Here is a 20,472-nt window from a genome sequence, read left to right as displayed (position 1 = left end):
ACTATATGATGGCTCACGACAAGATAATCATAAGAGGCGCGCGGCAGCACAACCTGAAAAATATCAACGTCGAGATACCAAAGAACAAGCTCGTCGTGATTACCGGCTTGTCAGGCTCGGGAAAATCTACGCTTGCGTTTGACACGATATACGCGGAAGGCCAGCGCAGGTATGTTGAATCATTGTCGGCGTACGCAAGGCAGTTTCTGGAGCTCATGGACAAGCCCGACGTCGACTCGATAGACGGGCTTTCGCCGGCCATATCCATCCAGCAAAAGACCACCAGCAAGAACCCTCGCTCGACCGTCGGCACCGTGACTGAAATCTATGACTATTTGCGCCTGCTCTTTGCAAGGATTGGGATACCGCACTGCCCAAAATGCGGCAGGCGCATCGCAAGCCAGTCTGTTGATTCAATAACAGAGTCGGTGCTAAAGACGGCAGAGGGCAAGAGCGTGATGGTGCTTGGGCCCGTGGTGCAGGCAAAAAAAGGCACCTACGAAAAGCTGTTCGACGACTTGAAACAAGAGGGCTACTCACGCATAAGGCTCGACGGCGAGGTCACGAACCTCGAAGAGGAGGAAAAACCCAAGACGCCGAGGCTTGACAAGCAGAAAAAGCACACGATAGAGGTAATCGTAGACAGGCTAAAGCCGTCGATGGAAGAAAAGAGCAGGCTGTTTGAATCTATACAGTCGGCCCTCAAGGTCGGAGGTGGGACCGCCGTCGTGTCAGTCGACGGCAAGGACACGATGTACTCGCAGAAAAACGCGTGCCCCCACTGCGAGATAAGCATAGGCGACATAGAGCCCCGCACGTTTTCGTTCAACTCGCCCTTTGGGGCCTGCCAGGGATGCAACGGCCTCGGCATGAAAATCGAGTTCGACCCCGAACTGATAATACCTGACAAGCAAAAGAGCATCTTGGAGGGCGCGATAAAGCCGTGGACGGGCCACTTTGCCACTTTCCGCTCCTCGATGCTAAAGGACGTTGGCAGAAAATACGGCTTTGACCTTTCGGTGCCTGTCGCCAAGATGACTCCGCGACAGCTCAGCGTCATCCTGTACGGCACCGACGAGAACATCCACTTCAAGTACGAGTCAAAGTATTCCGACAGCCGCTGGGAGTACAATGGCACGTTCGAGGGAGTGATACCGAACCTAGAGCGCACGTACAGGCAGACCGAGTCGGAGAGCAAACGCGAGGACCTCTTGCAGTTCATGCGCGAGCGGCCCTGCGAGCGCTGCGGAGGCAGGCGCCTGCGCGAAGAGGCACTTGCTGTCAAGATAGGCGACAGGTCGATAATGCAGGTCTGCGATTTGTCGATAGACTCTTGCTATAGTTTCTTTCAGAACATAGAGCTGTCAGAGACAGAGCGCTACATTGCCCGGACTATACTGAAGGAGATAATGTCGAGGCTAGAGTTTCTGCGAAACGTCGGCCTGAACTACCTTACGCTCAACAGGATGAGCGCGACTCTATCCGGAGGCGAGTCGCAGAGGATAAGGCTTGCGACGCAGATAGGCTCTAACCTCACCGGCGTGCTTTACGTCCTTGACGAGCCGACAATCGGCCTGCACCAGCGCGACAATTCGCGGCTGATAGACACGCTAAAGAAACTGCGCGACCTTGATAACACACTCGTGGTTGTAGAGCATGACGAGGAGGTGATACGCAGCTCCGACTGGATTATAGACATCGGGCCAGGGGCAGGAATACACGGAGGACAGATAGTGGCGTCTGGGACGCTTGCTGACATTATCTCTAGCGGCGATTCTGTCACAGGCGCTTTTCTGCGTGGCGAGCAGACTGCGGCGCACATGCACGAGCGCAAGAAACCAAGCAAGTGGATCACCGTGCACGGCGCTCAGGAAAACAACTTGAAAAAGATCGACGTGAGGTTCCCGCTCGGCTGCATGTCAGTCGTCACCGGCGTTTCCGGCTCGGGCAAGTCGACCCTTGTAAACGACATACTGTTCAAGGCACTTGCAGGTCACTTTTTTGGCGCAAAGGACAGGCCGGGCGGGCACGACAGGATTTCAGGGCTTGAAAACGTCGACAAGGTGATTGGAATCGACCAGTCGCCAATCGGCAGGACACCTAGGTCCAACGCCGCGACCTACGTCAACGCCTTTACTCCCATTCGCGAGCTGTTTGCAAGGACGCCGCACGCTAGGGAGATGGGTTACACCGCCGGCAGGTTCTCGTTCAACGTATCAGAGGGCAGGTGCGAGGCGTGCGAGGGAGGAGGCGTCAAAAAGATAGAGATGCAGTTCTTGCCCGACGTGTACGTGACATGCGACGAGTGCAAGGGCAGGCGATACAATTCGGAGACTCTATTGATAAAATACAAAGGCAAGACGATTTCAGATGTGCTCGACATGACGATAGAAGAGGCGCTGTCGTTCTTTGAAAACATACCTGCCATAACAAAGAAGCTGCAGACCCTGAACGACGTGGGCCTTGGGTACCTGCGCCTCGGCCAGCCGGCGACCACGATGTCCGGAGGAGAGGCGCAGAGGATCAAGCTTGCGGCAGAACTATCGAGGCGCGACACGGGCAAGACCGTCTACATACTCGACGAGCCGACCACCGGCCTTCACTTTGCTGACGTGAGCAAGCTTTTGCATGTATTGAAGAGGCTGGTGGAGCTTGGCAACACGGCCATCATAATAGAGCACAACCTCGACGTCATCGCCTCGGCTGACTGGCTGGTGGACCTCGGGCCGGAGGGAGGAGAGGGTGGAGGCACGGTAGTCGCCGAGGGCACGCCCGAGCAGGTCAGCGAAAACACCGCAAGCTACACTGGCCAGTACCTGAAGCAGAAACTTGCTATGGACCAGAGGCTGGTGCGGCGCAGGCAATGACGACGATGATAACTACAACTGTCCTTCGGGAAAAGCGCATCCCAAAAAACCCGGGCGTCTATCTTATGAAAGACGCAAAGGGGCAGATAATCTACATCGGCAAGGCCAAAGACCTAAGCAAGCGCGTCGCCTCTTATTTCACAAAACGCGACCACGACGACAAGACGGCAAGGCTCGTGCTAGAGATAGCCGACATCGAGTTCATGGTCACTGACAACGAGACAGAGGCGTTCCTGCTAGAATCGAACCTGATAAAGCGCTATCGGCCGGCGTTCAACATCGCGCTCAAGGACAACAGCGGGTATTCGTACTTAAAGATAACCGACGAGCCATTTCCCCGGCTGCTTGTTGCCCGGAGGAACAGAAACGGCGAGTTCTCAGGCCCAAGGGGGAGGATCTACGGTCCATTCGTGCGTGGCAGTTCAAAGTACCTGACGATAGGACTCTTGCGCAAGCTGTTCAAGGTCAGGGTGTGCACCCGCCTGCCAAAGCTCCCTTGCCTGCAGTACTTTATCAAGAACTGCGACGCGCCGTGCATCGCAAACGTGACGCGGGAAAAATACATGGAAGGAATAGAGTCGCTGCGAGAGATACTTGAGGGCAAGAGCAGCGTCGAGCGCTTTGCGCGAGAGATGGAAGTCGAGATGAGGCGCGCGTCGGACATTGGCGACTACGAGCGCGCAAAAGAGATCCGCGACACCCTGTACCGCCTGAGCGACCTGCGCATAAGGCAAAAGATGGAAAAGGCGGCAAAGAGGCCGCATGAGGAGTACGTCGGCATAATCCGTGACGAGAAAAAGGGCGTGGCGCACGTCATGGCGCTCAAGCGCACCCACGGCGTCATAAGCGACAGGAAAAAATTCGAGTTTGACATCGTGGCGGACAACTCATTTTCGTCGTTTCTCCTGCAGTACTATTCGTCGGTTCCTGCGATCCCGCAGATGATATTCACAAGCGAAGAACCGGAGGAAAAAGGCGTGCTTTTGATGTCGCTTGAAAAGCTTGCGGGACACCCGGTAAAGATAAGGACTGCCGGAAGTTCGGGCGAGAGGCGCCAGCTGGTCGACCTGATAATGAAGAACCTTGCGATGTACGTCGAGCGGGGCTATGCGCCGGCGGTAGTCGAGCTGAAACAGGCACTTGCGCTTTCAGTCATGCCAGAGACAGTCGACTGCTTTGACGTTTCTAACCTGGGGACGGACATTGCGGTGGGCTCTAGCGTGCGCTTTGTAAACGGCAGGCCGCACAAGGAGGGCTACCGCAAGTTCAGGATACAGACCGTAAAGGGCCAGAACGACTTTGCGATGATTGGAGAGCTTGTACGGCGCAGATACAAAGACGCAAAGGACTTGCCCGACCTCGTGGTGATAGACGGCGGCAAGGGCCAGCTAGGAGCAGCGACTGCGGCGCTTGCGTCGACGGGCCTCATAGTGCAGTGCGTCGGCCTTGCCAAGGAAAACGAGGAGATCTATATGCAGGATGCAAAAGAGCCAATAGTCCTGCCAAGGAGGAGCGCGGCATTAAGGATGCTGCAATACGCCCGCGACGAGGCGCACAGGTTCGGCCTTGCATACAACAAGAGCCTGCGAAGGCTCACTCGACCTTGACGCTTTCCCTGCGCTGGGCCCTCTTCATCTCCTGCTCTGCAAGCTCGATGTACTTGTCAAGGGCAGTGTTTGTAGACTGGGCCGCTATCTGGACCATCCTCGCAAACGAGACCGACGCCGTCAGGGCCATCTCGGTCGCCATCTTGCCTGCCACAAAGGGCCACACGAACAGGTCGGTGCTCGGGCCGGGGCTCTTTTCTACCATATATATGCAGTAAAGTGTGTGTGCATCCTGCGTCTTAAACTTTATATCGAGACAGCAAGAGGCGCAATATGCAAAATTAAAATGCATGGTAGGCGCATATACTAGCGGTGGAGAGGCACGTCAGCTTTTGACGATAACCCATATTCGGTGCATTTTGCCCATTTTGCAAGCAAGCTGGAGCAGCACTTGAGAAAGAACGGGATCTCGTGCCGCGACGCAGACATGATAATCGAGGAGAGCTCGGCCATCTATTTTGAAAAGCTGGGCTCCTCTGCGCGCAAGCTCCTGAAGGCTTTCAAGAAGCAGGACCCGGCGATGGTGTTTGTCGACTCGGCCCACAAGGCCATCGAAAGGCACATCCCGGAGGCAAAAGACACCTTTGGCTCGACTGCGGAAATATCCAAGGTCATACACTAGGGAAAAATAATAATAGGAAATTTTGGCTATAGCCTGCGTTGACAATAGGCGTCCCGAAGGAGATAAAAGACTATGAAAACAGGGTCGCGCTCACCCCGCGCTCTATCGCGTCGCTGGTCGCGTCAGGAATAAAGGTGGCAGTCGAGCGGGATGCAGGCGCAAAGAGTGGCTTTTCAGACGCCGAATACGTCTCTGCGGGCGCGCAGATTGCAAAAGACATGGCGGAACTATATTCAAAGGCAGACCTGGTGGTCAAGGTAAAGGAGCTGCAGGTAGGCAAGGGCGAGCACGTGCACGTCTTGCCGAGGCACGTGATTTTCGGCTACAACCATTTCGAGTCAAGCAGGGAACTGACTGATGCCGCGATAAACTCGGGCGCCACATTCATCTCGTTTGAAAAGGTGGTGGACGGAAACGGCCTTACGCCCCTTTTGATGCCCATGAGCAGGATTGCCGGAACCCTTGCCGGCGTATGGGCAGGGTTCTTCCACAACTATGCTTTCCGGCACGACAGGTCACTCCGGATGAAGGCAGGGGCAGACCAGATAAAGACAAGGTTCGTCGAGGATTTTGAGCGAATAACAGAGGGCAAGGTGGACGCCGCGCTGGCAAGCAGCCTGTCTCTGCAGGACAAGCAGGCGGTGATATTTGGGGGCGGTACCGCGGGCGAGATGGCCGCAAAGACGTGCCACGCGCTCGGGGCAAAACTCACGATAATAGAAAAGAGGGACAGCCGCAGGAAATACCTGCAGGAGCTTGGCCTTGGCAGGTGCTCGATCGTGGCAAGCGCCGACTATGACACAATAAGGGGTGCAAGCGCGATAATCGGCGCCACGTACGACAAGGAAAAGGCGGACAGGGTTATTGACGAAAAGACGCTAAAGGACGCGTCTGAGATGCGCAAGAAGGTGATAGTCGATATTTCTATCGACCAGGGAGGAAATTTCCCGTTTGTCGACTCGACTGGCAAATACGCGCCGCAGAGCATGGGCACGATAATGTCGCCGGCGCAGATAGACTATTTCGGAAACGTCTTTGTGCGTGTCCCGAACATGCCGTCCATTGTCCCCCGCTATGCGTCAATGGCGCTTTCAAACGCGATAACCGACTATGTCAGGGCCATCGCTACCGGCCAGGCAAGGCCGGAGCTTGTACGCGCGACCAGCATCTCAGGCGGCAAAATTCTTGATGAGGCAGTTGCAAGAGCGCACAACATGCCCCATGCAAAGGTCTTTTAGCCGCGCTTTTGTTCGAAGAGAACGTTGGAAGCTGCTGCCAGAGACTCGCACGCGCTCTGCCCGGCGTGCCAGCACGAGTACGGCTACCACGACAAGGAAGGCCACTGCCACAAAGGATGCTGCGGCTGCGGGTCCAGTGACGGCCATTGCTCCACCTAGGAGAAGTTCTCTACAACGTGGACCACGCCCTGCATGAAAGGATGCGGGACGCAATGATAGTGATAGTCTCCGGCTTTTGTGAACGTGAATGACCACGAGCTGCCAGGGGCGATAAAGCCGTTTGTGGTATCGTCAAGGTGCGCCTGCGAATCGAACTTGCCGTTTATGGCGTCGACATAGTTTTCGCCGTCATCAGTCGTCACGGTATGAAAATTGGAATCCTGGTTTGTCCAAGTCACCTTGTTTGACAGCCCCAGGACGGCGCGCACGTCATTTGGGACAAAGTTCTTGGGGTTTGATTCCAAGCCTGCGTCCTTTACTATGGTTATCTGCGTGGTTTGCTCGGGGTTTCGTACCTCTTTTGGAACGTAGGGGGTCATGTTGGCCTCTGGCACGTATACGTACTGGTAGTACGCCAGGCTGACTGTGACTGCGACTATGAACGCAACCATGCTTATTCCCGCAGTGTGGTTTCTTGCGGCTTGCACGCCGCGTATATAGCAGAGTTTTATTTGGAAATTAGTCCAAACGTTCGGACAAAAGTTGATAATGTTGTTGTGGAAAAGACGTACGGCCGCCGGACATGTACTGGCGCGGCTTGCGGCCAAAGCAGCGCCTAAAGCTTACCGAAAATTACTTCTTTTTCGGTTTTGCCTTGGACTTCTTTGCCTTTTTAGCTGCCATTGTTCTAGTAGAGTGACAGCTTATTGATATTATTTTGGGTAGCCGGAAATTTTCCGGGCTGCGTGCAAGTGGAAAAAAAGTCGGCAGTGATGTTGCAGCTAACCTTACCGGCACTGCGCGGTGTCCATTTTCCTCCGGCTGTAGCTGCCACTGTCAGATTTTGACAGCAATAACAAGCAAGCCAGAAGAAGTAATGACGACATCGTCCGGCTTGAAAGAATACAAAAGTGGGGCCGAAGGGATTTGTCCTGACGCGGGGCTAACCGCAATCATTTGAACCCTTGACCCACGGGTTTCTTTTCTAACTAGCCCATTTTTGTTAGATCTGGAGCCCGTTGCGATGCCTGGCTTCGCTACGACCCCACCAAGTGGCATCGTGTGTTTTTGATAGCGCGAACATGTCTGTATAAGTCTTATCTTTCTTTACTGGCTCGGCTTGTTCTTGGCATCCTTGTAGCGGAACTTGTCCAGCTTCACCAGCTGCTGGTACGAGCCAAATTGAGCAGGGTCTGCGCTGTCAAGCGCGGATTCTGTCTCGTCGTTTTCGTCGCGGTAGGTCTTTAGCAGTTTGTACGTGGTAGAGCGCTGTGCCGGAACCCTGCCTGACGAGCGTATCAGCTGCCTTATCTCCTTTGGCCTCATCAGCTGGCCGTGCTGCGCGCCTGCCGCAGTAGAGATACTCTCGTTTATCAGCGTGCCCCCAAAGTCGTTTGCGCCGGCAGCAAGAAGGAGCTGCGACATCCTCGCCCCTTCCTTGACCCACGACACTTGGATGTTCGGTATGTGGTTGTTCAGCATTATCCGCGCCACCGCGTGCATCTTGACCACTTCGTTGCCGTCCGCGCCGGCGCGTATCCCCGAAACCGTGTGGTGGCTGTACATCGGCGCTTCCGTATGGACGAAACTCAGTGGGACAAACTCGGTAAAGCCGTGTGTTTCCTTTTGGATTTCGCGCAAGAGCGCGACGTGCTCTGCCTTGTGGCGCGAAGTCTCGATGTGGCCGTACATTATAGTCGACGTTGTCGCGATGCCAAGCGAGTGTGCTTGCTTGATTATCGAGACCCAGTCGTTGACGTTTATCCTGCCCGGAGATATCACGTCGCGTAATGGCTGGTCGAGGATTTCAGCCGCGGTGCCCGGGAGGCTGCCGACCCCGGCCTCCTTTAACATCTTTAAATAATCATAAGTTTGCGTATTGGACCTCACCGCGCCGTACAGCACCTCCTCCGGCGAAAAGGCGTGTATGTGCATGTCCGGCAGGTCTTTTTTCACAGCCTTGCAGATGTCGACGTAGAGGTTGCCGTCCATCTTGGGCGGGAGCCCCGCCTGTATGCAGACTTCTGTCGCGCCAAGCGACGCTGCTTCCTTGGCGCGCCTTACTATCTCTTCATTTGGTAAAAAGTAGCCTTCCTCCTCGCGAAAATCGCGTGAAAAGGCGCAAAAGCCGCACTGCTTTATGCAGACATTTGTAAAGTTGATGTTGCGGTTGACGACATACGTGACAATGTCGCCCACTGTCCGGCGCCGGAGCACGTCTGCCACGGTGACAAGCAGGTTCATCTCCAGGCCCGTGCAGTCAAAGAGCGCGATTGCCTCGTCAACGGTAATGTCTTTGCCGGCAAGGGCGCGGTCAAGCGCAGACGCCACCACAGGGTCGGCGTTTTTCAGCATCGATTCAAGAGCCATTATTTAGATAATCCTCCTTCACAAGGCCCGAGCCATCAGCAAACAAGCGCACATACTCTTCAAGGCGTTCCGATATAAATCCTCCATCCTTTTTGAGGTATTCAGGGTAAACAGGCAGCCGGGCGCGCAGGCTCTTGCCCTTTTCCTCCGTGACCTTTTGCACAGAATCTATGGTGGGCCAGGGGAACTCGGGGTTGACATGGTCTATAGTGACTGGCGATATTCCGCCCCAGTCGTTGATGCCGGCGTCAAGGTAGCGGCCGTATATTGCAGGGTTTAGGTTTGGGGGCACCTGTATGTTCATCGCAGGCATCACGAGGCGCGACAGCGCGACTGCGCGCAGGAAATATTCTTTTGGAGTTGACGCAAAGTTTGCCATTCCTGTGTCCGGCTTGGGCTCAAAGTTTTGCAGTATCACTTCCTGGATGTGTCCGTGTTTTTCGTGTAGTTCCTTTATCACAAACAGCGAGTCGATTAGCTCTTCCGGAGTCTCGCCTATTCCGACAAGCACACCGGTTGTCATCGGTATCTTTAGCTCGCCGGCGCCCTCTAGCGTCTTTATCCTCACCTTTGGGTTCTTGCTCGGCGCTCCCTCGTGGGCCATCCCCTTCCCCATCAACCGCTCACTCGACGTTTCAAGCATCACTCCCATGCTGACGTTGGTGTCGCGCAGCTGCGCCATCTCTTTTTTCGTCATGCTGCCGGCGTTTGTATGTGGAAGCAACCCTGTTTTTTCAAGGACGAGCTCGCTCATTTCTTGGATATAATCAACAGTGGACGAGTGGCCAAGCGACGACAGCCACGATCTTGCCTCGCTGTATTTCTGCTCGGGGCGCTCGCCCGTGACAAACAGCGCTTCCGTGCACCGGGCGCGCCTTCCCGCCTCGGCTATCGCAAGTACGCCGTCCGGGCGGAGCATCGAGAGCATCGGGTCGCCTGGCTCTTTTTTGTACGTGCAGTACGAGCACGTGTCCCGGCATAAATTGACTAGATTGATGAACACCTTTCGGGAATAGGTCACAACTCCTGGCCTGGTCAGATCGCGCACCTTGCCTGCCGCCGCCACGAGATCCTCTGTCGGGCACTCGGCCATCAGCCGTGCCGCGTCGTGACGGGTGATGGCGCTGGGCCTTTCAATAGCCCTAGAGAGCGTCTCTGTGTCGGCAAGCATCTGTGTGATTTTATCGCGAGGTCGTCTAATAAACACAATGTCCTGCCGCTAGGGTGCTACTGCGATTCCTGCGTCGTAGACGGCCTTGCGTCAAGGTGCAGGTTGATGTGTTGCAGTTGCCCGTTGCGCAGGACGGTGACGTCCATCGTGTCTCCCACCGATTTTTCCCTCTGAAGGTACACGAGTATGTCGTCGACCTTCCTCACTTGGTGGCCGTCAAGCTCTAGCACGATGTCGCCTCCAAGAGGCACCTGCCGGCCGTCCACACGGACAGTGTTGGTGCCGGCCTTGATGCCGGCCTTTTCCGCGGGGCTTCCGCCGATGACTTCGACCACGAGGACGCCGCGGGGCTCCTTCAGGTTGAGCGCCTTTGCCAGAGCGGGCGTCATGTCGGCTCCAGATATGCCGACCCACGGGTGCTGGAACTTGCCGCTCTTTATCAGGGACGGCACTACCTTGCTTATGGTGTTTGACGGGACCGCAAAGCCTATGCCGGCAAACTCGCCGGTGGTCGAGCGGATGGCCGTGTTGATACCTATCACTTCGCCCCGCGTGTCAAGGAGCGGGCCTCCCGAGTTGCCAGGGTTTATCGGCGCATCGGTCTGTACGATATCCGGAATGAAAAACGGCAATGGGCCAGAGTCCTGCGACGGGATAAGGCGACCGACGCCGCTTACTATGCCGGCAGTCATCGAGCTTGAGAGCCCAAATGGGTTTCCTATCGCCGCGACCTGCTCACCCACGCGGATCTTTGTCGAGTCTGCAAGTGGCAGGGGCACGAGCTTGTCCTTTGGCGCGTCCTTTAGGTAAAGCACGGCAAGGTCCGTGAATGGGTCAGAGCCGATGACAGTTGCGCTGTACACCGTCCCGTCGGCAAACGTGACGTCAAGCTGGTTAGAGCCCGACGCGACGTGCAGGTTTGTCACGATGTGGCCGTTGTCGTCGTACACAAAGCCCGAGCCGAGCTTGCCCTGCTCCGAGGTGTCGCTGGTTGCAGACACCTGCACCACTGACGGCTCGGCCTTGTCAAACAGGTCTGGAAGAGTCAGTTCCGAATCTGCGGCCGCAACAGTGCTGACGCGCCCCACTTCAAAGGCGCTGTTCTGGAGCCCCTGGCGCGGGTTGTCGGTGTTGTTGGTGTCGGTTATCAGCTTTGAAACGTCCGGCAGCGATCCTCTGGGCGCAAAGTCCAGGGGATTGAACTGCGAATAAGCGAAAAAGATGGCGACTGCAGCGACGACTATTGCCGCTGCAAGTAATCCCTTGTGCAACCTGAAGGAAAAAACCCCGTTAATGCTAATAATCTTTTTCCCCGGTTACCTGCTCAGGTACGGCATTTCAAGGCCAGTCTGCTGCGGGATTTCGAGAAAGTCCACTAGCTTTGCGTAAAAGTAGATGTACTCCCTGCCGCGCTCTGTAGTCCTGTACACCACTCCCTCGTCCGTTGCGTGCTGTTCAAGCAATCCACGCTCGATGAGCTCCGACAGGTACTGGTGCACTTGCTCGTAGCTCAGGTTGGCCCGGTACATGATATGGGTCTTGCGTATCCCCGACGTGGCGAGTCCGAGCACGTCGCCCATTATCTGTATCCTTCCCCTGTTGTTCTTGCGTTCTGGTATTGACATTTCTGCCGTACGTATCATCTGGTCAATAAATTAGGGGAAGGGCGGAATTTGCAGCTGGAACGGCCGTTTCAAGCCTGTTTCAGTGCAAAAAGTCCTGCTTTTCGCTCACCGTGTACTGCCTGCCGCGCCAGCTAACCGCATCCTTTTTGCGTGCATCGACTATTGCAGAGGCAAACCCCAGGTAGATGAGAGCGCCAGAGAGGGGCGAGCCCAGCGCGTAGGCAGGGCTCTGCATGACCCCGTGCTTGCTCTGGATGGCGGTGGTCATGAGCAGCATCAGGATCGTGGCGGCGTGGACGCCGGCAAGGACTGTCGCCGACAGCCCGGCAAGGCCGCCGCTGGGGACAAAGGCAAACGCCGGGACCGTGTAGGCGAGGAACAGGAACGGGGCGAGCATTATGAAAAACACCGCGGCCGCTATCAGGTGGGCGCCCGTGTGGTCCTGGTGGTACAGCGGGATTGCAAGTCTGCGCAGGCCGTGCCACAGGGTCGAAAGGTCCCGCGCCCACACTGCCTCGACGTGCTGTTCTCCCCTCACCATCTTCATGCGAAAGCCGGCGGCCTTGACCTTGCTTCCAAGCGCGCCGTCCTCCACGAGCTCCTGCCTGACTCCCTCGTGCGTGCCGACGGCCTCGTACGTCTTTTTGGTTATCACAAAAAAGCTGCCGAAAAAGTAGCCGGTCTTTTGCTTTGGGTCGTTCACGCGCAGAGGTGAAAACCGGGTGTGCAGGAAAGTGGAAAGCCCCGGGAGCGTAACCTTTGTCCAAAAGTCGTTGCAGAGAAGCCGCGGTATCGCAGTCAGCGCGTCGAGGCTTTCCGAGAGCATGTGCCCCACGGCAAGCGACATGACGTTTGGCGCGTGCTCGGTGTCTGCGTCCGTGAAAAACAGGTACTCGCCTGACGCCTTTTTGTAGCCCTGGTGGCAGGCCCAGTTCTTGCCGGCCCACCCCTCCGGCTTGGCAGGCGTGCTCACGTACACAATGCGGCTGTCCCGGGCTGCATAAGACTGGATTATCTCGCCCGTCCCGTCAGTCGAGTTGTCGTTTATCGCAATTACCTCAAAGTTTGAATAGTCCTGCGCAAGGAGCGTGTCGAGGCAGCGCGCAATGTATTTCTCTTCGTTTCTCGCCGGCAGTATTACGCTCACCTTCGGCCTGCCGGCAGCAGGTGCAAGAAGAAAATCCTCCATCCTTGGCGCAAGGCTGAACGATTTTGCCATGTACGCAAGAAAGTAGGCCCAGACTCCAAATACCCCGGCAAGTATGGCTGCAAGCGCGAAATTGACAGCCGCTATCGCCACATCCAGAGCAGCAGGCTCCATGCAGCTTTTGTGTAAAGAGAGACGTTATTTATTCGGCTGCTTTGGCCGCTATCCTTTCCAGGGCCTGCTCGGTCCCTTCGGCGATGTGTTTTTTCACCATCCCGCCAAAGACTGACAGCAGACCTGCAAGCTTGAAATCCCATGCCACATCGACTCTAGTCTTGCTGCCGCCTTCTGCAGGACTCAGGGTCACTATCCTGCTCCCGGTTATCGGCCCTTCGGTTATCCTTGTGTCGACAGACGTCATCGGGTTCAGGGTGACTGTCTGCATCGTCTTGGCATCCTTGAATGCGATAACCACTTCACGCTGGATGACGCTGCCTTCCTTGCGGATGTTGCGGACCGACTTGGTGCCGTGCCAGTACTGCGCCTCGTTGTCGACGTCTGAGATTATGTTCCAGACCTTGTCGACCGGCGCCCCGATTTCACGGCTGACGTTTATTGTTGGCATTTTATCGAGATCGGTATCAGGTTGCCGGGTATATCTCTTATTTGTCTAGAGCGCCTTTACAGTCGCAGTCTCGTGTGGCTTTGTCCTGTCCCACAGCACGCCGAGGACCGCCCCGAGGACCAGCCAAAACATCGCCATTGTGGAGGCGCTTGCAATCCTAAAGCCGTTGACGAGGTCCATGGGCGCAGTGACCGGGTCGGGGTTTGCCGGAAGCGCAAAGACAGCCGCAATTACCACCGCGACGTACACTGCGGGAGCGACTGCCTTTCTTGCCGCGCTTTTTGATCCCATCTTTTTGTAAATGAACGCAGAGCCAAGCGCCGCGGCGCCAGAAATCCCCAGCATGGCGACATAGAGTGTCATGCGCAGGTTGATTGTGTCCGGGTTGCCGACTGCTGGCGGGTTTGCAGGGTATTTTACTGCGACTGCAAGATATATCACGACCCACATTATCCCGGCAAGCACTACCGCTTTTGCGACGTGGTTCTTGCCCGGGAGGCTCTTTCGGGAATATGCAAACACCACGCCCAAAAGGGCGCCGTACGAAAGCCCAAGGAGCGCGCCTGCGGCAACGCTTCCTTCCTTCTGCCACAGCCTGTATGCGTCCATGGCGACGGGGTCTATCATCTCGCCCTGCGCTATTGCCTTCTGGTTTTCAATGCCTATCGCCCTTTCGATGAACGGCCCTACAACTACTTGGTTGACAAGCGCCAGAACGGTTCCAGCGATAATTCCAGATAAAAGAGAAATGGCAATAAAAGTGAGGGTCTTCATCTAGTTTCTCAGACCTTAGTGACATGCGAATCCTGCAGCGTGCCTAGTGTCGTGCGTAAATTCGTGCATCAGCCCGGGGCTGGATGGGTCGGCAGAACCGCCCTGCGCCAGCGCGAACAGCTGGCCCTGGTCAAAGCCCACCACAAAGATGCCGAATACAAGGATGCCAAGCAGAATGCCGACGGCCACCTTGGGAACGCCTTCCGTTGCTCGTGCGATCTGGTTAATAAATGACATTCTATTTCGCTTGCAGGTGGGCGCTATATAAAGAATGAGATAGTTTGTCCAACTGGACGGTTTATCCAACTCCTGCGCGGCGCATAAATGCCCGTCTTGGCATTCAAAGAGGGTGCACACCTATGTACGGGCGCTTGAAAAAGTGGCGAGCAGGTACGCCCCTAGCAGGCTCCTCTCCTTTGGCGAGGTGCACGTCTTTGTGGCAATGCAGCTGATGAGCAGGCGCGGACACGTGAGCAGGGACGCGCTTGCAAGAGAGCTTGCCCTCGGCGGTGGCGCGGTAAAGACGCTTGTCAAGCACATGAAGATGGGCGGCCTGATAGAGACTTCAAACGGCGGCACGAAAATGACCGCCAAGGGCACGGGAATCTTTGAGGGCCTTGCGTCAGCAATTCCGGCGGAGATGGACCTACCGCGGCTGCAGGTAGCACTTGGCAGATACAATTATGCAGTCCTTTTGCGCGAGTTTGGCTTTGCAGTCAGGTCTGGGATTGAGCAGCGCGATGCGGCAATAAAGATGGGCGCCACTGGCGCGACCACCCTTTTGTACCGGGACGGCAGGTTTGCCATGCCCGACAGTGGGCAGGACCCGCTGAAAAAGGAGCAGATGCTCAAAAAAGAGCTTGCCGAGACGCTAAAGCCGCAGGAAGGCGACGCGGTGATAATCGGGAGCGCAGAAAAGGGCAAGGTGGCCGAGCTTGCCGCAAAAAGCGCGGCCCTTGCCACCATAATGGCTCACGAAAAGCACGATAGATAATATCACAAGATTTTGTCATGTGCTTTACATACACACGCACCAAGTGTAGTTTGGATAATCCTTAGAGCAATTTACGGCATGTTGGCACACACACTATAGAACCAACTTCGGTCAATTTAATATAGAAGGTTCGTAGAACGGCCTGCATATGGGGCTTCTCAAAAAACTAAAGGACGCTGCAGAGCAGAGCGTTGAAAAAGGCGCGGAGCTTGGCAAGAAGGGAATTGAGAAAGGCGCGGAGGTGAGCACGAGAGCGTACGACGGCGCCAAAGAAGCTGCGCAGAAAGGCCACGAAAAGGCGCGGCAAGACAAGAAAAAATAAGAAGAAAAGAAAGAGGAGTGTAGGTTAGATCAGTTACCTTCCGCTGGCGTCCTTACCATGCCGACCAGACCGTAGAGCGGAGTCTCCCCAAAGTGGTTCAGGACGCTCGTGTCGAGGGTTATCACTATAACCTGCTTTTGCAGTATCTTTATAGTGAGTGGCACTTCCACCGGCCCGTCTTTCGTGGTTATCGTGGCCTTGCCCTGAAGGGTTATCGACGAGTCGTCTGAAGTCCAATTGCCCACCTTGAAATTGCTTATCATGTGCTTGTGCATCGCGCTGCCGTCCGTCATGACCATCCTCACCGACGCGTTGAACGCCACGTTCGGGTTCGAGCCCTCGCCTCCGCTGTTTGGCTGGGTGACTATCATCCTCCACGGGCCGTAGACCAGCCAGTGTGCGCCGTCTGTCCCGGTCTGCATCGTCGAAATCACGCCGCTTGCGACTATCTTTTTACCGTCCTTCATCGCCGCCATAATGCGGTCAGACATTTTCATTTTCTCACCTTGAGATTTGTCGCTCTGAGCCTGCGCAGTGCTGCCGGACAGGAAAGCTGAAAACACCACTCCCACCACAAGGATTGCGCTCAGGCCGAGTATTGCTGCCTGTTGTTTGGCGCTTGCCATTGCGTGTACGCCCTATGCTGCTTGCAGATATATCTTATGTAACATGGGTTCATGAGCGTTCGGGCAAATCTTTTTACCCTAGAAAGGGGACGGTAGGATCAAGCGCCTTGCTCTCACCCACCATCGACCTCAAGCAGATACAGGCAAGGGCCGAGCGCACCATAGAAAAGGGCGTGCAGATAGACCTGTCTACTGCACTGTGCAAGCGCTACCTGCGCCGGCACGCAAACCAGAAGACGAATGTCGTCGTCCTTTACGTCGACATCGACGGCTCGACCAGACTTACCCAGAGCGTGCCCTCGACCCAGCTTGCACTCATACTGCAGCTGTTCTCGCAGGAGATGAGCCTCCTTGTGTCAAACTATGGCGGGTACGTGCTGAAATACGTGGGCGATGCAGTCATTGCCCTTTTCCCGGCAGTGCACGACGTCGAGCAGGCATGCAAGAATGCCCTTGAATGTGGGCGGACAATGCTTGAGGCCATCAGCGGCGGCATCAACCCCGCGCTAAAGTCGCACGACCTGCCAGAGCTTGGAGTAAAGGTGTCGATGGACTATGGCGAGGTCTTGGTTGTGCTGTACGGAAAGAGCATTGAAAACTCGCATATCGACATCATTGGCTCAAACATCAGCATGGCGGCAAAGATGCTCGCATTCGCCCCATCTGGAAGCGTAATGGTTGGCATGAAGGCGTACGACAACCTCGGCGACACGGGGAAAAAGGAGATGCAGGAAATCCACGACCTAGACTGGTCGTACACCGACGAAAAGACAAGCGGGCGCTACAGACTATACTACCATTCTTCCTAGTATGTGTGTGCATATTAGCGACGCCGTGCAAAGAATATACTGCCATGAGCGCAGTAAGCGAGATAATGTCAAGAGGCGTCGCCAGCATCGACCTGAGTCCCGGCACTTCCGCGCTCGACGTCGCATCTGCAATGGTCAGAGGCAGGACGGGCGCAATAATCACCTTCAAAGCCGGCAGGCCGGCAGGCATAATCACCGAGTGAGACTTGCTCAAAAAAGTCGCGGCAAGAAACACCAAGCCAGCTGAAGTGAAGGCGGAGGAGATAATGTCAACGCCGCTTGTGACGGTCAAGGCGTACGACTCGGTCGACACGGCCGTCGGCCTCATGTCCAGAAACAGGATAAAGAGGCTGCCGTTGACGGAGGACGACGGATCGCTTGCAGGCATGATTTCTGCCGCGGACATTGCAAAAAAGCTGGCCAAGATACTGGCCGACGACCAGAGCAGGTATCGCCCGCTCAGGCAGGTGCTAGAGCTGTAAAGGTCTGTCTCAAGGACAGGTTTAATGTTATAAAGGCGACCAGCGAATATTACGCATGGGTTCAGAAAACCCGGTGTCGTCAAGCGACGCCCGGCCGGAGCTTGTCCTCGCAAAATGGAGTGACCGCTTTTTCGCGTGGCTGATAGACTTTATCATAGTGCAGGTGGCGCTTGGGGTAGTGTTTGTAGCGGCGGCATTTACGTTCTGGTTTGGCGACTTTAACGCAGACAGGTTCTGGGGCGACAGCCCGCTAAAGTACGTCATCACGAGCGCAGTGTTCTTTGCGTACTGGACGTTCTTTGAATCGACCAAGGGTCAATCGATAGGCAAGATGGTGCTAAAGATAAGGACCGTCGACCTCGCAGGCAGGCCGGTCGACATGAAAAGCGCTGCGATACAGAGCTTTGGCAAGGCGTTTCTGCTTCCCATAGACGTCGTCCTTGGCTGGATATTCACAAACGACAAGAGGCAGCGCCTGTTCAACAGGGCAAGCGACACGCTCGTGGTAAAGGAGGCGGCCACGGCGCAACCAGGTGTAAGCTATAGAAAAGACTGACCAGTAGCAGACCGTCTGGTCGGCGCGCATCAGAGCCGTAAACGCGAGGAGTACTGCAACTACAACCAGTGAAAACTCACAGGTGGATAAAGGACAGGCTTGTCTTGCTTCAGAAACGACCTTGCCCAACGTTGCAGTACAAGTTTGTTACTAGAGTTTTGAGACCAGACTGTCTGCTTCCATCTCGCCTTTTTTCGTGAGTGAAAACAGGTCCTCGCCTGTGTCGCTTGCGCCGTCCTTTTTCACCAGGCCGGCCTTGACGAGCCTGCCAGAAAAGTTGCCACCTTCGAACCAGCTTCCAAAAGCCTTGCCCCAGTCGCTCAGCACCTGGCGGATCTGGGTCTTGCTCTGCTTTGGCGCCAACATCAGCGCGACCAGAATAAGGTCCTGCGTGCCAATGTCGTCGACTTTTTCCACGATGCGCTGTTCTAGGCCGCGCCCTGCCGGCTTTGAGCCGCTGCCGTATACCGCCTGCTCTAGGCTCGTCACCCTCTTTTGCAGATCCAGGACGACCTTTTCAAGATTGGAGCTGTCCAACAGAGTATGTCAAAATGCAGAGGGGTACTTATTACTTTCTTGGCAGATCCTTCTGCAGCTTGACAAACAGGTCCTTGGCCTTTTTCCGGGCGTCTTCGGTGAGGTCTTCGTTAAAGATTGTGTTGCTCAGCGCATCGAGCACCACCTGCCACTCGTCCATTGAAAGCGCAAAAGCCTGCTTGTCGCTCATGTAGAATCATGGCTTGCAGCAAGCCAATATATGCCTTAAAGAAAAAGAGAGAGAAGACGCTGTAGCACCTTTTTATTGCGGCTTGTACAAAAGTGCAGGCGTACACATACATATGTTTGAGGCTTCGCCGTTCGTAGTGATATTCCAGTACGCGTTCATTGCAGCATTTCCACTCGTTGGCCTTGTCGTGGTCACAAAATGGGTCGTTGACGACTGGAAAAAGTCCAGACGGGCGCAAAAAAAAGCCTAGACACGTACGGCATATACACACGCAGATGTACGCGTGCTACATCTCTGTTTCTTCTTCCATAATTGATATGAATCATGAACGAACATTGACTGACATAGCAGTTGCTGCAAATTGAGCGATCCCAAAGAGGAAAAAGACGCAAGCACGATTGATGGCAAGAAGGCCGAAAAACCGGAAAGCAAAGCCAAGTCCCTTGCCAAGATAATCGGCCCGGGCGTAATAACAGGGGCCTCTGACGATGACCCTTCTGGAATCGCGACCTATTCGCAGGCAGGGGCCAAGTTCGGCGCGGGCTTTCTCTGGATGGCCGTCTTTCAGTACCCGCTAATGTCTGCGATACAAGAGATGTGCGCCAGAATCGGCCTCGTTACTGGAAACGGGCTTGCGGCGGTCATGGCCAGCAAGTACTCCAAAAAGGTCATCCTGCCGATTTCGGTGCTGCTTCTTGCGGCAAACGCCATCAACATAGGCGCGGACATCGCTGCAATGGCGGCGTCTGTGCGCCTGATATTTCCGCAAGTTCCGTATACCGCCGCAAGCGTCGCCTTTGCTGCGCTGGTGATTCTGGCGTTGATAGCAATCCCGTACAGAAAGTACGTCAGGGTGCTAAAGTACCTGACGCTGTTCTTGTTTGCGTACGTCATCACGGCGGCCATAGTTGGAGGCAAGTGGGACGAGATCTTGGTCGCAAGCGTGGTGCCACACGTGGAATTCAACGCCGAGTTTGCGATGCTGTTTGTGGCCATTTTCGGCACGACGATATCGCCGTACCTGTTCTTCTGGCAGGCGTCGGAGGAAGCGGAGGAGGATGTCGACAAGGGAAAGAAAAAAGAGATCGACGGCCCGGAAAAGCCCAGAATATCCAGAAAAGAAATCAGGATCATGAAAGCCGACGTGCTGATAGGCATGGGCTTTTCGCAATTGATAATGTGGTCAATCGTAGTCACCACGGCAGGCAGCCTGCACGCCAACGGGATAACAGACATTACGACAGTTGAACAGGCCGCAAAGGCCCTAGAGCCTTTGGTAAACTCGTTTCCGTACTCTGGCACCGTTTCAAAAAGCATATTTGCGCTAGGAGTCATCGGGACAGGGCTCTTGTCAATCCCCGTCCTGGCAGGGGCAAGCGGGTACGCGCTGGCCGACGTTTTTGGGTGGAAGCAGGGGCTGGACAAAAAGTTTGGTCAGGCCAAGTCATTTTACACGGTAATCGCCGCGTCCGTCATCATAGGGCTGTCGATTAACTTTCTGAACGTCGATCCGGTCCAGGCGCTGGTTTATTCTGCGGTTATAAACGCCACCGTTTCCGTGCCCATCCTGTTTGTCCTGCTCAAGATAGCCAACGACAAAAAGATTCTTGGGAACAAGGTAAACGGAAGGACCTCCAATATTCTTGGGTGGCTGACGTTTGCCATAATGGCCGCATCCGTCTGCGTCATGTTTGCAGCGTGGGCGAAGTAGCGCAGAAAAAGGGGCACCACATTACGCGTTGCCAGAATAC

The 20,472-nt window shown here is 55.2% G+C and carries 26 protein-coding genes and 1 tRNA gene; 13 read left to right on the top strand and 14 right to left on the bottom strand.

What is annotated here, in order from left to right:
- The first annotated feature begins 8 nt into the window (after positions 1 to 8).
- Together uvrA and uvrC are read left to right on the top strand one after the other, a co-directional pair.
- A complete protein-coding gene (gene uvrA / locus ACYOR7_RS02890) occupies positions 9 to 2,867 on the top strand; it encodes an excinuclease ABC subunit UvrA (RefSeq protein WP_479914444.1) in 2,859 nt (952 codons plus the stop codon).
- The gene (gene uvrC, locus ACYOR7_RS02885) at positions 2,864 to 4,474 is read left to right on the top strand and encodes an excinuclease ABC subunit UvrC (protein ID WP_479913059.1); all 1,611 of its coding nucleotides are present in this window, start codon (positions 2,864 to 2,866) and stop codon (positions 4,472 to 4,474) included. Before uvrA ends, uvrC begins: the two co-directional genes overlap by 4 nt.
- Here uvrC and ACYOR7_RS02880 read toward each other — a convergent pair.
- Positions 4,461 to 4,679 (bottom strand): hypothetical protein, encoded by a 219-nt coding sequence (locus tag ACYOR7_RS02880; protein ID WP_294804626.1) that lies wholly within the window; start codon positions 4,677 to 4,679, stop codon positions 4,461 to 4,463. The two genes, uvrC and ACYOR7_RS02880, sit on opposite strands and share 14 nt — an antisense overlap.
- Positions 4,680 to 4,826: 147 nt before the next feature.
- Between ACYOR7_RS02880 and ACYOR7_RS02875 the strand changes: the two genes are divergently transcribed.
- From ACYOR7_RS02875 to ACYOR7_RS02865, 3 genes are read left to right on the top strand one after another with little or no spacing between them, the layout of a single operon-like run.
- Entirely contained in the window at positions 4,827 to 5,096 is a 270-nt protein-coding gene (locus ACYOR7_RS02875; RefSeq protein ID WP_294804624.1) for a hypothetical protein, read from the top strand.
- A 38-nt stretch (positions 5,097 to 5,134) separates the two neighbouring features.
- The gene (locus ACYOR7_RS02870; RefSeq protein ID WP_479913058.1) at positions 5,135 to 6,334 is read left to right on the top strand and encodes an alanine dehydrogenase; all 1,200 of its coding nucleotides are present in this window, start codon (positions 5,135 to 5,137) and stop codon (positions 6,332 to 6,334) included.
- Positions 6,335 to 6,358: 24 nt separating this feature from the next.
- Positions 6,359 to 6,493 carry a hypothetical protein gene (locus ACYOR7_RS02865; RefSeq protein ID WP_294804620.1) on the top strand — a complete coding sequence of 45 codons (135 nt, stop codon included), beginning with the start codon at positions 6,359 to 6,361 and terminating at the stop codon, positions 6,491 to 6,493.
- Here ACYOR7_RS02865 and ACYOR7_RS02860 read toward each other — a convergent pair.
- The 10 genes from ACYOR7_RS02860 to ACYOR7_RS02815 all read right to left on the bottom strand — a co-directional run bounded on the left by ACYOR7_RS02860 (position 6,490) and on the right by ACYOR7_RS02815 (position 14,442).
- Positions 6,490 to 6,981: a cupredoxin domain-containing protein gene (locus ACYOR7_RS02860; RefSeq protein WP_294804618.1), complete on the bottom strand. Its 492-nt coding sequence runs from the start codon at positions 6,979 to 6,981 to the stop codon at positions 6,490 to 6,492. The genes ACYOR7_RS02865 and ACYOR7_RS02860 overlap by 4 nt on opposite strands.
- A 424-nt stretch (positions 6,982 to 7,405) precedes the next feature.
- Positions 7,406 to 7,540 (bottom strand) — tRNA-Trp (locus ACYOR7_RS02855).
- Between the two features lie 60 nt (positions 7,541 to 7,600).
- Positions 7,601 to 8,863 (bottom strand): 5-amino-6-(D-ribitylamino)uracil--L-tyrosine 4-hydroxyphenyl transferase CofH, encoded by a 1,263-nt coding sequence (gene cofH, locus ACYOR7_RS02850; protein WP_294804616.1) that lies wholly within the window; start codon positions 8,861 to 8,863, stop codon positions 7,601 to 7,603.
- A complete protein-coding gene (gene cofG, locus ACYOR7_RS02845) occupies positions 8,853 to 10,034 on the bottom strand; it encodes a 7,8-didemethyl-8-hydroxy-5-deazariboflavin synthase CofG (RefSeq protein ID WP_294804614.1) in 1,182 nt (393 codons plus the stop codon). The genes cofH and cofG overlap by 11 nt, the downstream gene beginning before the upstream one ends.
- A gap of 56 nt (positions 10,035 to 10,090) precedes the next feature.
- Positions 10,091 to 11,305: a S1C family serine protease gene (locus ACYOR7_RS02840; protein ID WP_479913057.1), complete on the bottom strand. Its 1,215-nt coding sequence runs from the start codon at positions 11,303 to 11,305 to the stop codon at positions 10,091 to 10,093.
- Between the two features lie 45 nt (positions 11,306 to 11,350).
- Complete coding sequence (sso10a, locus tag ACYOR7_RS02835; RefSeq protein WP_294804611.1) at positions 11,351 to 11,659, bottom strand: Sso10a family chromatin protein; 309 nt, start codon at positions 11,657 to 11,659, stop codon at positions 11,351 to 11,353.
- Between the two features lie 79 nt (positions 11,660 to 11,738).
- Positions 11,739 to 12,980: a glycosyltransferase gene (locus ACYOR7_RS02830; protein WP_294804609.1), complete on the bottom strand. Its 1,242-nt coding sequence runs from the start codon at positions 12,978 to 12,980 to the stop codon at positions 11,739 to 11,741.
- A 28-nt stretch (positions 12,981 to 13,008) separates the two neighbouring features.
- Positions 13,009 to 13,431, bottom strand: a complete 423-nt coding sequence (locus tag ACYOR7_RS02825; protein ID WP_294804607.1) for a type II toxin-antitoxin system RatA family toxin — start codon at positions 13,429 to 13,431, stop codon at positions 13,009 to 13,011.
- Between the two features lie 45 nt (positions 13,432 to 13,476).
- A complete protein-coding gene (locus ACYOR7_RS02820) occupies positions 13,477 to 14,205 on the bottom strand; it encodes a CbtA family protein (RefSeq protein WP_294804605.1) in 729 nt (242 codons plus the stop codon).
- 15 nt (positions 14,206 to 14,220) lie between these two features.
- The gene (locus tag ACYOR7_RS02815; RefSeq protein WP_294804603.1) at positions 14,221 to 14,442 is read right to left on the bottom strand and encodes a CbtB domain-containing protein; all 222 of its coding nucleotides are present in this window, start codon (positions 14,440 to 14,442) and stop codon (positions 14,221 to 14,223) included.
- Between the two features lie 112 nt (positions 14,443 to 14,554).
- Here ACYOR7_RS02815 and ACYOR7_RS02810 point away from each other — a divergent pair, with 112 nt between their 5' ends.
- Positions 14,555 to 15,199, top strand: a complete 645-nt coding sequence (locus tag ACYOR7_RS02810) for a DUF4443 domain-containing protein (protein WP_294804601.1) — start codon at positions 14,555 to 14,557, stop codon at positions 15,197 to 15,199.
- A 148-nt stretch (positions 15,200 to 15,347) separates the two neighbouring features.
- A complete protein-coding gene (locus ACYOR7_RS02805; protein WP_294804599.1) occupies positions 15,348 to 15,521 on the top strand; it encodes a hypothetical protein in 174 nt (57 codons plus the stop codon).
- A gap of 29 nt (positions 15,522 to 15,550) precedes the next feature.
- Here ACYOR7_RS02805 and ACYOR7_RS02800 read toward each other — a convergent pair whose 3' ends face one another.
- Complete coding sequence (locus tag ACYOR7_RS02800; protein ID WP_294804597.1) at positions 15,551 to 16,147, bottom strand: hypothetical protein; 597 nt, start codon at positions 16,145 to 16,147, stop codon at positions 15,551 to 15,553.
- A 107-nt stretch (positions 16,148 to 16,254) separates the two neighbouring features.
- On the opposite strand from ACYOR7_RS02800, the gene ACYOR7_RS02795 reads away from it, so the two are divergent.
- Genes ACYOR7_RS02795 through ACYOR7_RS02780 form a run of 4 tightly spaced genes read left to right on the top strand, consistent with a single transcriptional unit; the run spans position 16,255 to position 17,994 of the window.
- Positions 16,255 to 16,956, top strand: coding sequence for an adenylate/guanylate cyclase domain-containing protein (locus tag ACYOR7_RS02795; RefSeq protein WP_479913056.1), 702 nt, complete (start codon positions 16,255 to 16,257; stop codon positions 16,954 to 16,956).
- A gap of 44 nt (positions 16,957 to 17,000) precedes the next feature.
- Positions 17,001 to 17,159, top strand: a complete 159-nt coding sequence (locus ACYOR7_RS02790) for a DUF294 nucleotidyltransferase-like/CBS domain-containing protein (protein ID WP_479913055.1) — start codon at positions 17,001 to 17,003, stop codon at positions 17,157 to 17,159.
- Positions 17,160 to 17,162: 3 nt separating this feature from the next.
- Complete coding sequence (locus ACYOR7_RS02785) at positions 17,163 to 17,438, top strand: CBS domain-containing protein (protein WP_479913054.1); 276 nt, start codon at positions 17,163 to 17,165, stop codon at positions 17,436 to 17,438.
- A 55-nt stretch (positions 17,439 to 17,493) separates the two neighbouring features.
- Positions 17,494 to 17,994 (top strand): RDD family protein, encoded by a 501-nt coding sequence (locus tag ACYOR7_RS02780; RefSeq protein WP_294804591.1) that lies wholly within the window; start codon positions 17,494 to 17,496, stop codon positions 17,992 to 17,994.
- A gap of 150 nt (positions 17,995 to 18,144) precedes the next feature.
- Here the strand turns inward: ACYOR7_RS02780 and ACYOR7_RS02775 are convergent, their stop codons facing one another.
- Positions 18,145 to 18,531: a hypothetical protein gene (locus tag ACYOR7_RS02775; RefSeq protein WP_294804589.1), complete on the bottom strand. Its 387-nt coding sequence runs from the start codon at positions 18,529 to 18,531 to the stop codon at positions 18,145 to 18,147.
- Between the two features lie 31 nt (positions 18,532 to 18,562).
- A complete protein-coding gene (locus tag ACYOR7_RS02770; protein ID WP_294804587.1) occupies positions 18,563 to 18,721 on the bottom strand; it encodes a hypothetical protein in 159 nt (52 codons plus the stop codon).
- A 112-nt stretch (positions 18,722 to 18,833) separates the two neighbouring features.
- On the opposite strand from ACYOR7_RS02770, the gene ACYOR7_RS02765 reads away from it, so the two are divergent.
- Positions 18,834 to 18,971 carry a hypothetical protein gene (locus tag ACYOR7_RS02765; protein ID WP_294804585.1) on the top strand — a complete coding sequence of 46 codons (138 nt, stop codon included), beginning with the start codon at positions 18,834 to 18,836 and terminating at the stop codon, positions 18,969 to 18,971.
- Between the two features lie 111 nt (positions 18,972 to 19,082).
- A complete protein-coding gene (locus ACYOR7_RS02760; protein WP_294804584.1) occupies positions 19,083 to 20,432 on the top strand; it encodes an Nramp family divalent metal transporter in 1,350 nt (449 codons plus the stop codon).
- Positions 20,433 to 20,472 lie beyond the last annotated feature (40 nt).

The sequence above is a fragment of the Candidatus Nitrososphaera sp. 86-2 genome (genome assembly GCF_056726185.1).
The sequence above is the reverse complement of the archived record's forward strand: the minus strand, read 5'-3'. Positions and strand labels throughout refer to the sequence as shown.

Coding starts and splice junctions, on each gene's coding strand:
- uvrA (WP_479914444.1), top strand. CDS start 9: ATGGCTCACGACAAGATAATCATAAGAGGCGCGCGGCAGCACAACCTG.
- uvrC (WP_479913059.1), top strand. CDS start 2,864: ATGACGACGATGATAACTACAACTGTCCTTCGGGAAAAGCGCATCCCA.
- ACYOR7_RS02880 (WP_294804626.1), bottom strand. CDS start 4,679: ATGGTAGAAAAGAGCCCCGGCCCGAGCACCGACCTGTTCGTGTGGCCC.
- cofH (WP_294804616.1), bottom strand. CDS start 8,863: ATGGCTCTTGAATCGATGCTGAAAAACGCCGACCCTGTGGTGGCGTCT.
- cofG (WP_294804614.1), bottom strand. CDS start 10,034: ATGCTTGCCGACACAGAGACGCTCTCTAGGGCTATTGAAAGGCCCAGC.
- sso10a (WP_294804611.1), bottom strand. CDS start 11,659: ATGTCAATACCAGAACGCAAGAACAACAGGGGAAGGATACAGATAATG.
- ACYOR7_RS02830 (WP_294804609.1), bottom strand. CDS start 12,980: ATGGAGCCTGCTGCTCTGGATGTGGCGATAGCGGCTGTCAATTTCGCG.
- ACYOR7_RS02825 (WP_294804607.1), bottom strand. CDS start 13,431: ATGCCAACAATAAACGTCAGCCGTGAAATCGGGGCGCCGGTCGACAAG.
- ACYOR7_RS02820 (WP_294804605.1), bottom strand. CDS start 14,205: ATGAAGACCCTCACTTTTATTGCCATTTCTCTTTTATCTGGAATTATC.
- ACYOR7_RS02815 (WP_294804603.1), bottom strand. CDS start 14,442: ATGTCATTTATTAACCAGATCGCACGAGCAACGGAAGGCGTTCCCAAG.
- ACYOR7_RS02805 (WP_294804599.1), top strand. CDS start 15,348: ATGGGGCTTCTCAAAAAACTAAAGGACGCTGCAGAGCAGAGCGTTGAA.
- ACYOR7_RS02800 (WP_294804597.1), bottom strand. CDS start 16,147: ATGGCAAGCGCCAAACAACAGGCAGCAATACTCGGCCTGAGCGCAATC.
- ACYOR7_RS02790 (WP_479913055.1), top strand. CDS start 17,001: ATGAGCGCAGTAAGCGAGATAATGTCAAGAGGCGTCGCCAGCATCGAC.
- ACYOR7_RS02780 (WP_294804591.1), top strand. CDS start 17,494: ATGGGTTCAGAAAACCCGGTGTCGTCAAGCGACGCCCGGCCGGAGCTT.
- ACYOR7_RS02770 (WP_294804587.1), bottom strand. CDS start 18,721: ATGAGCGACAAGCAGGCTTTTGCGCTTTCAATGGACGAGTGGCAGGTG.
- ACYOR7_RS02765 (WP_294804585.1), top strand. CDS start 18,834: ATGTTTGAGGCTTCGCCGTTCGTAGTGATATTCCAGTACGCGTTCATT.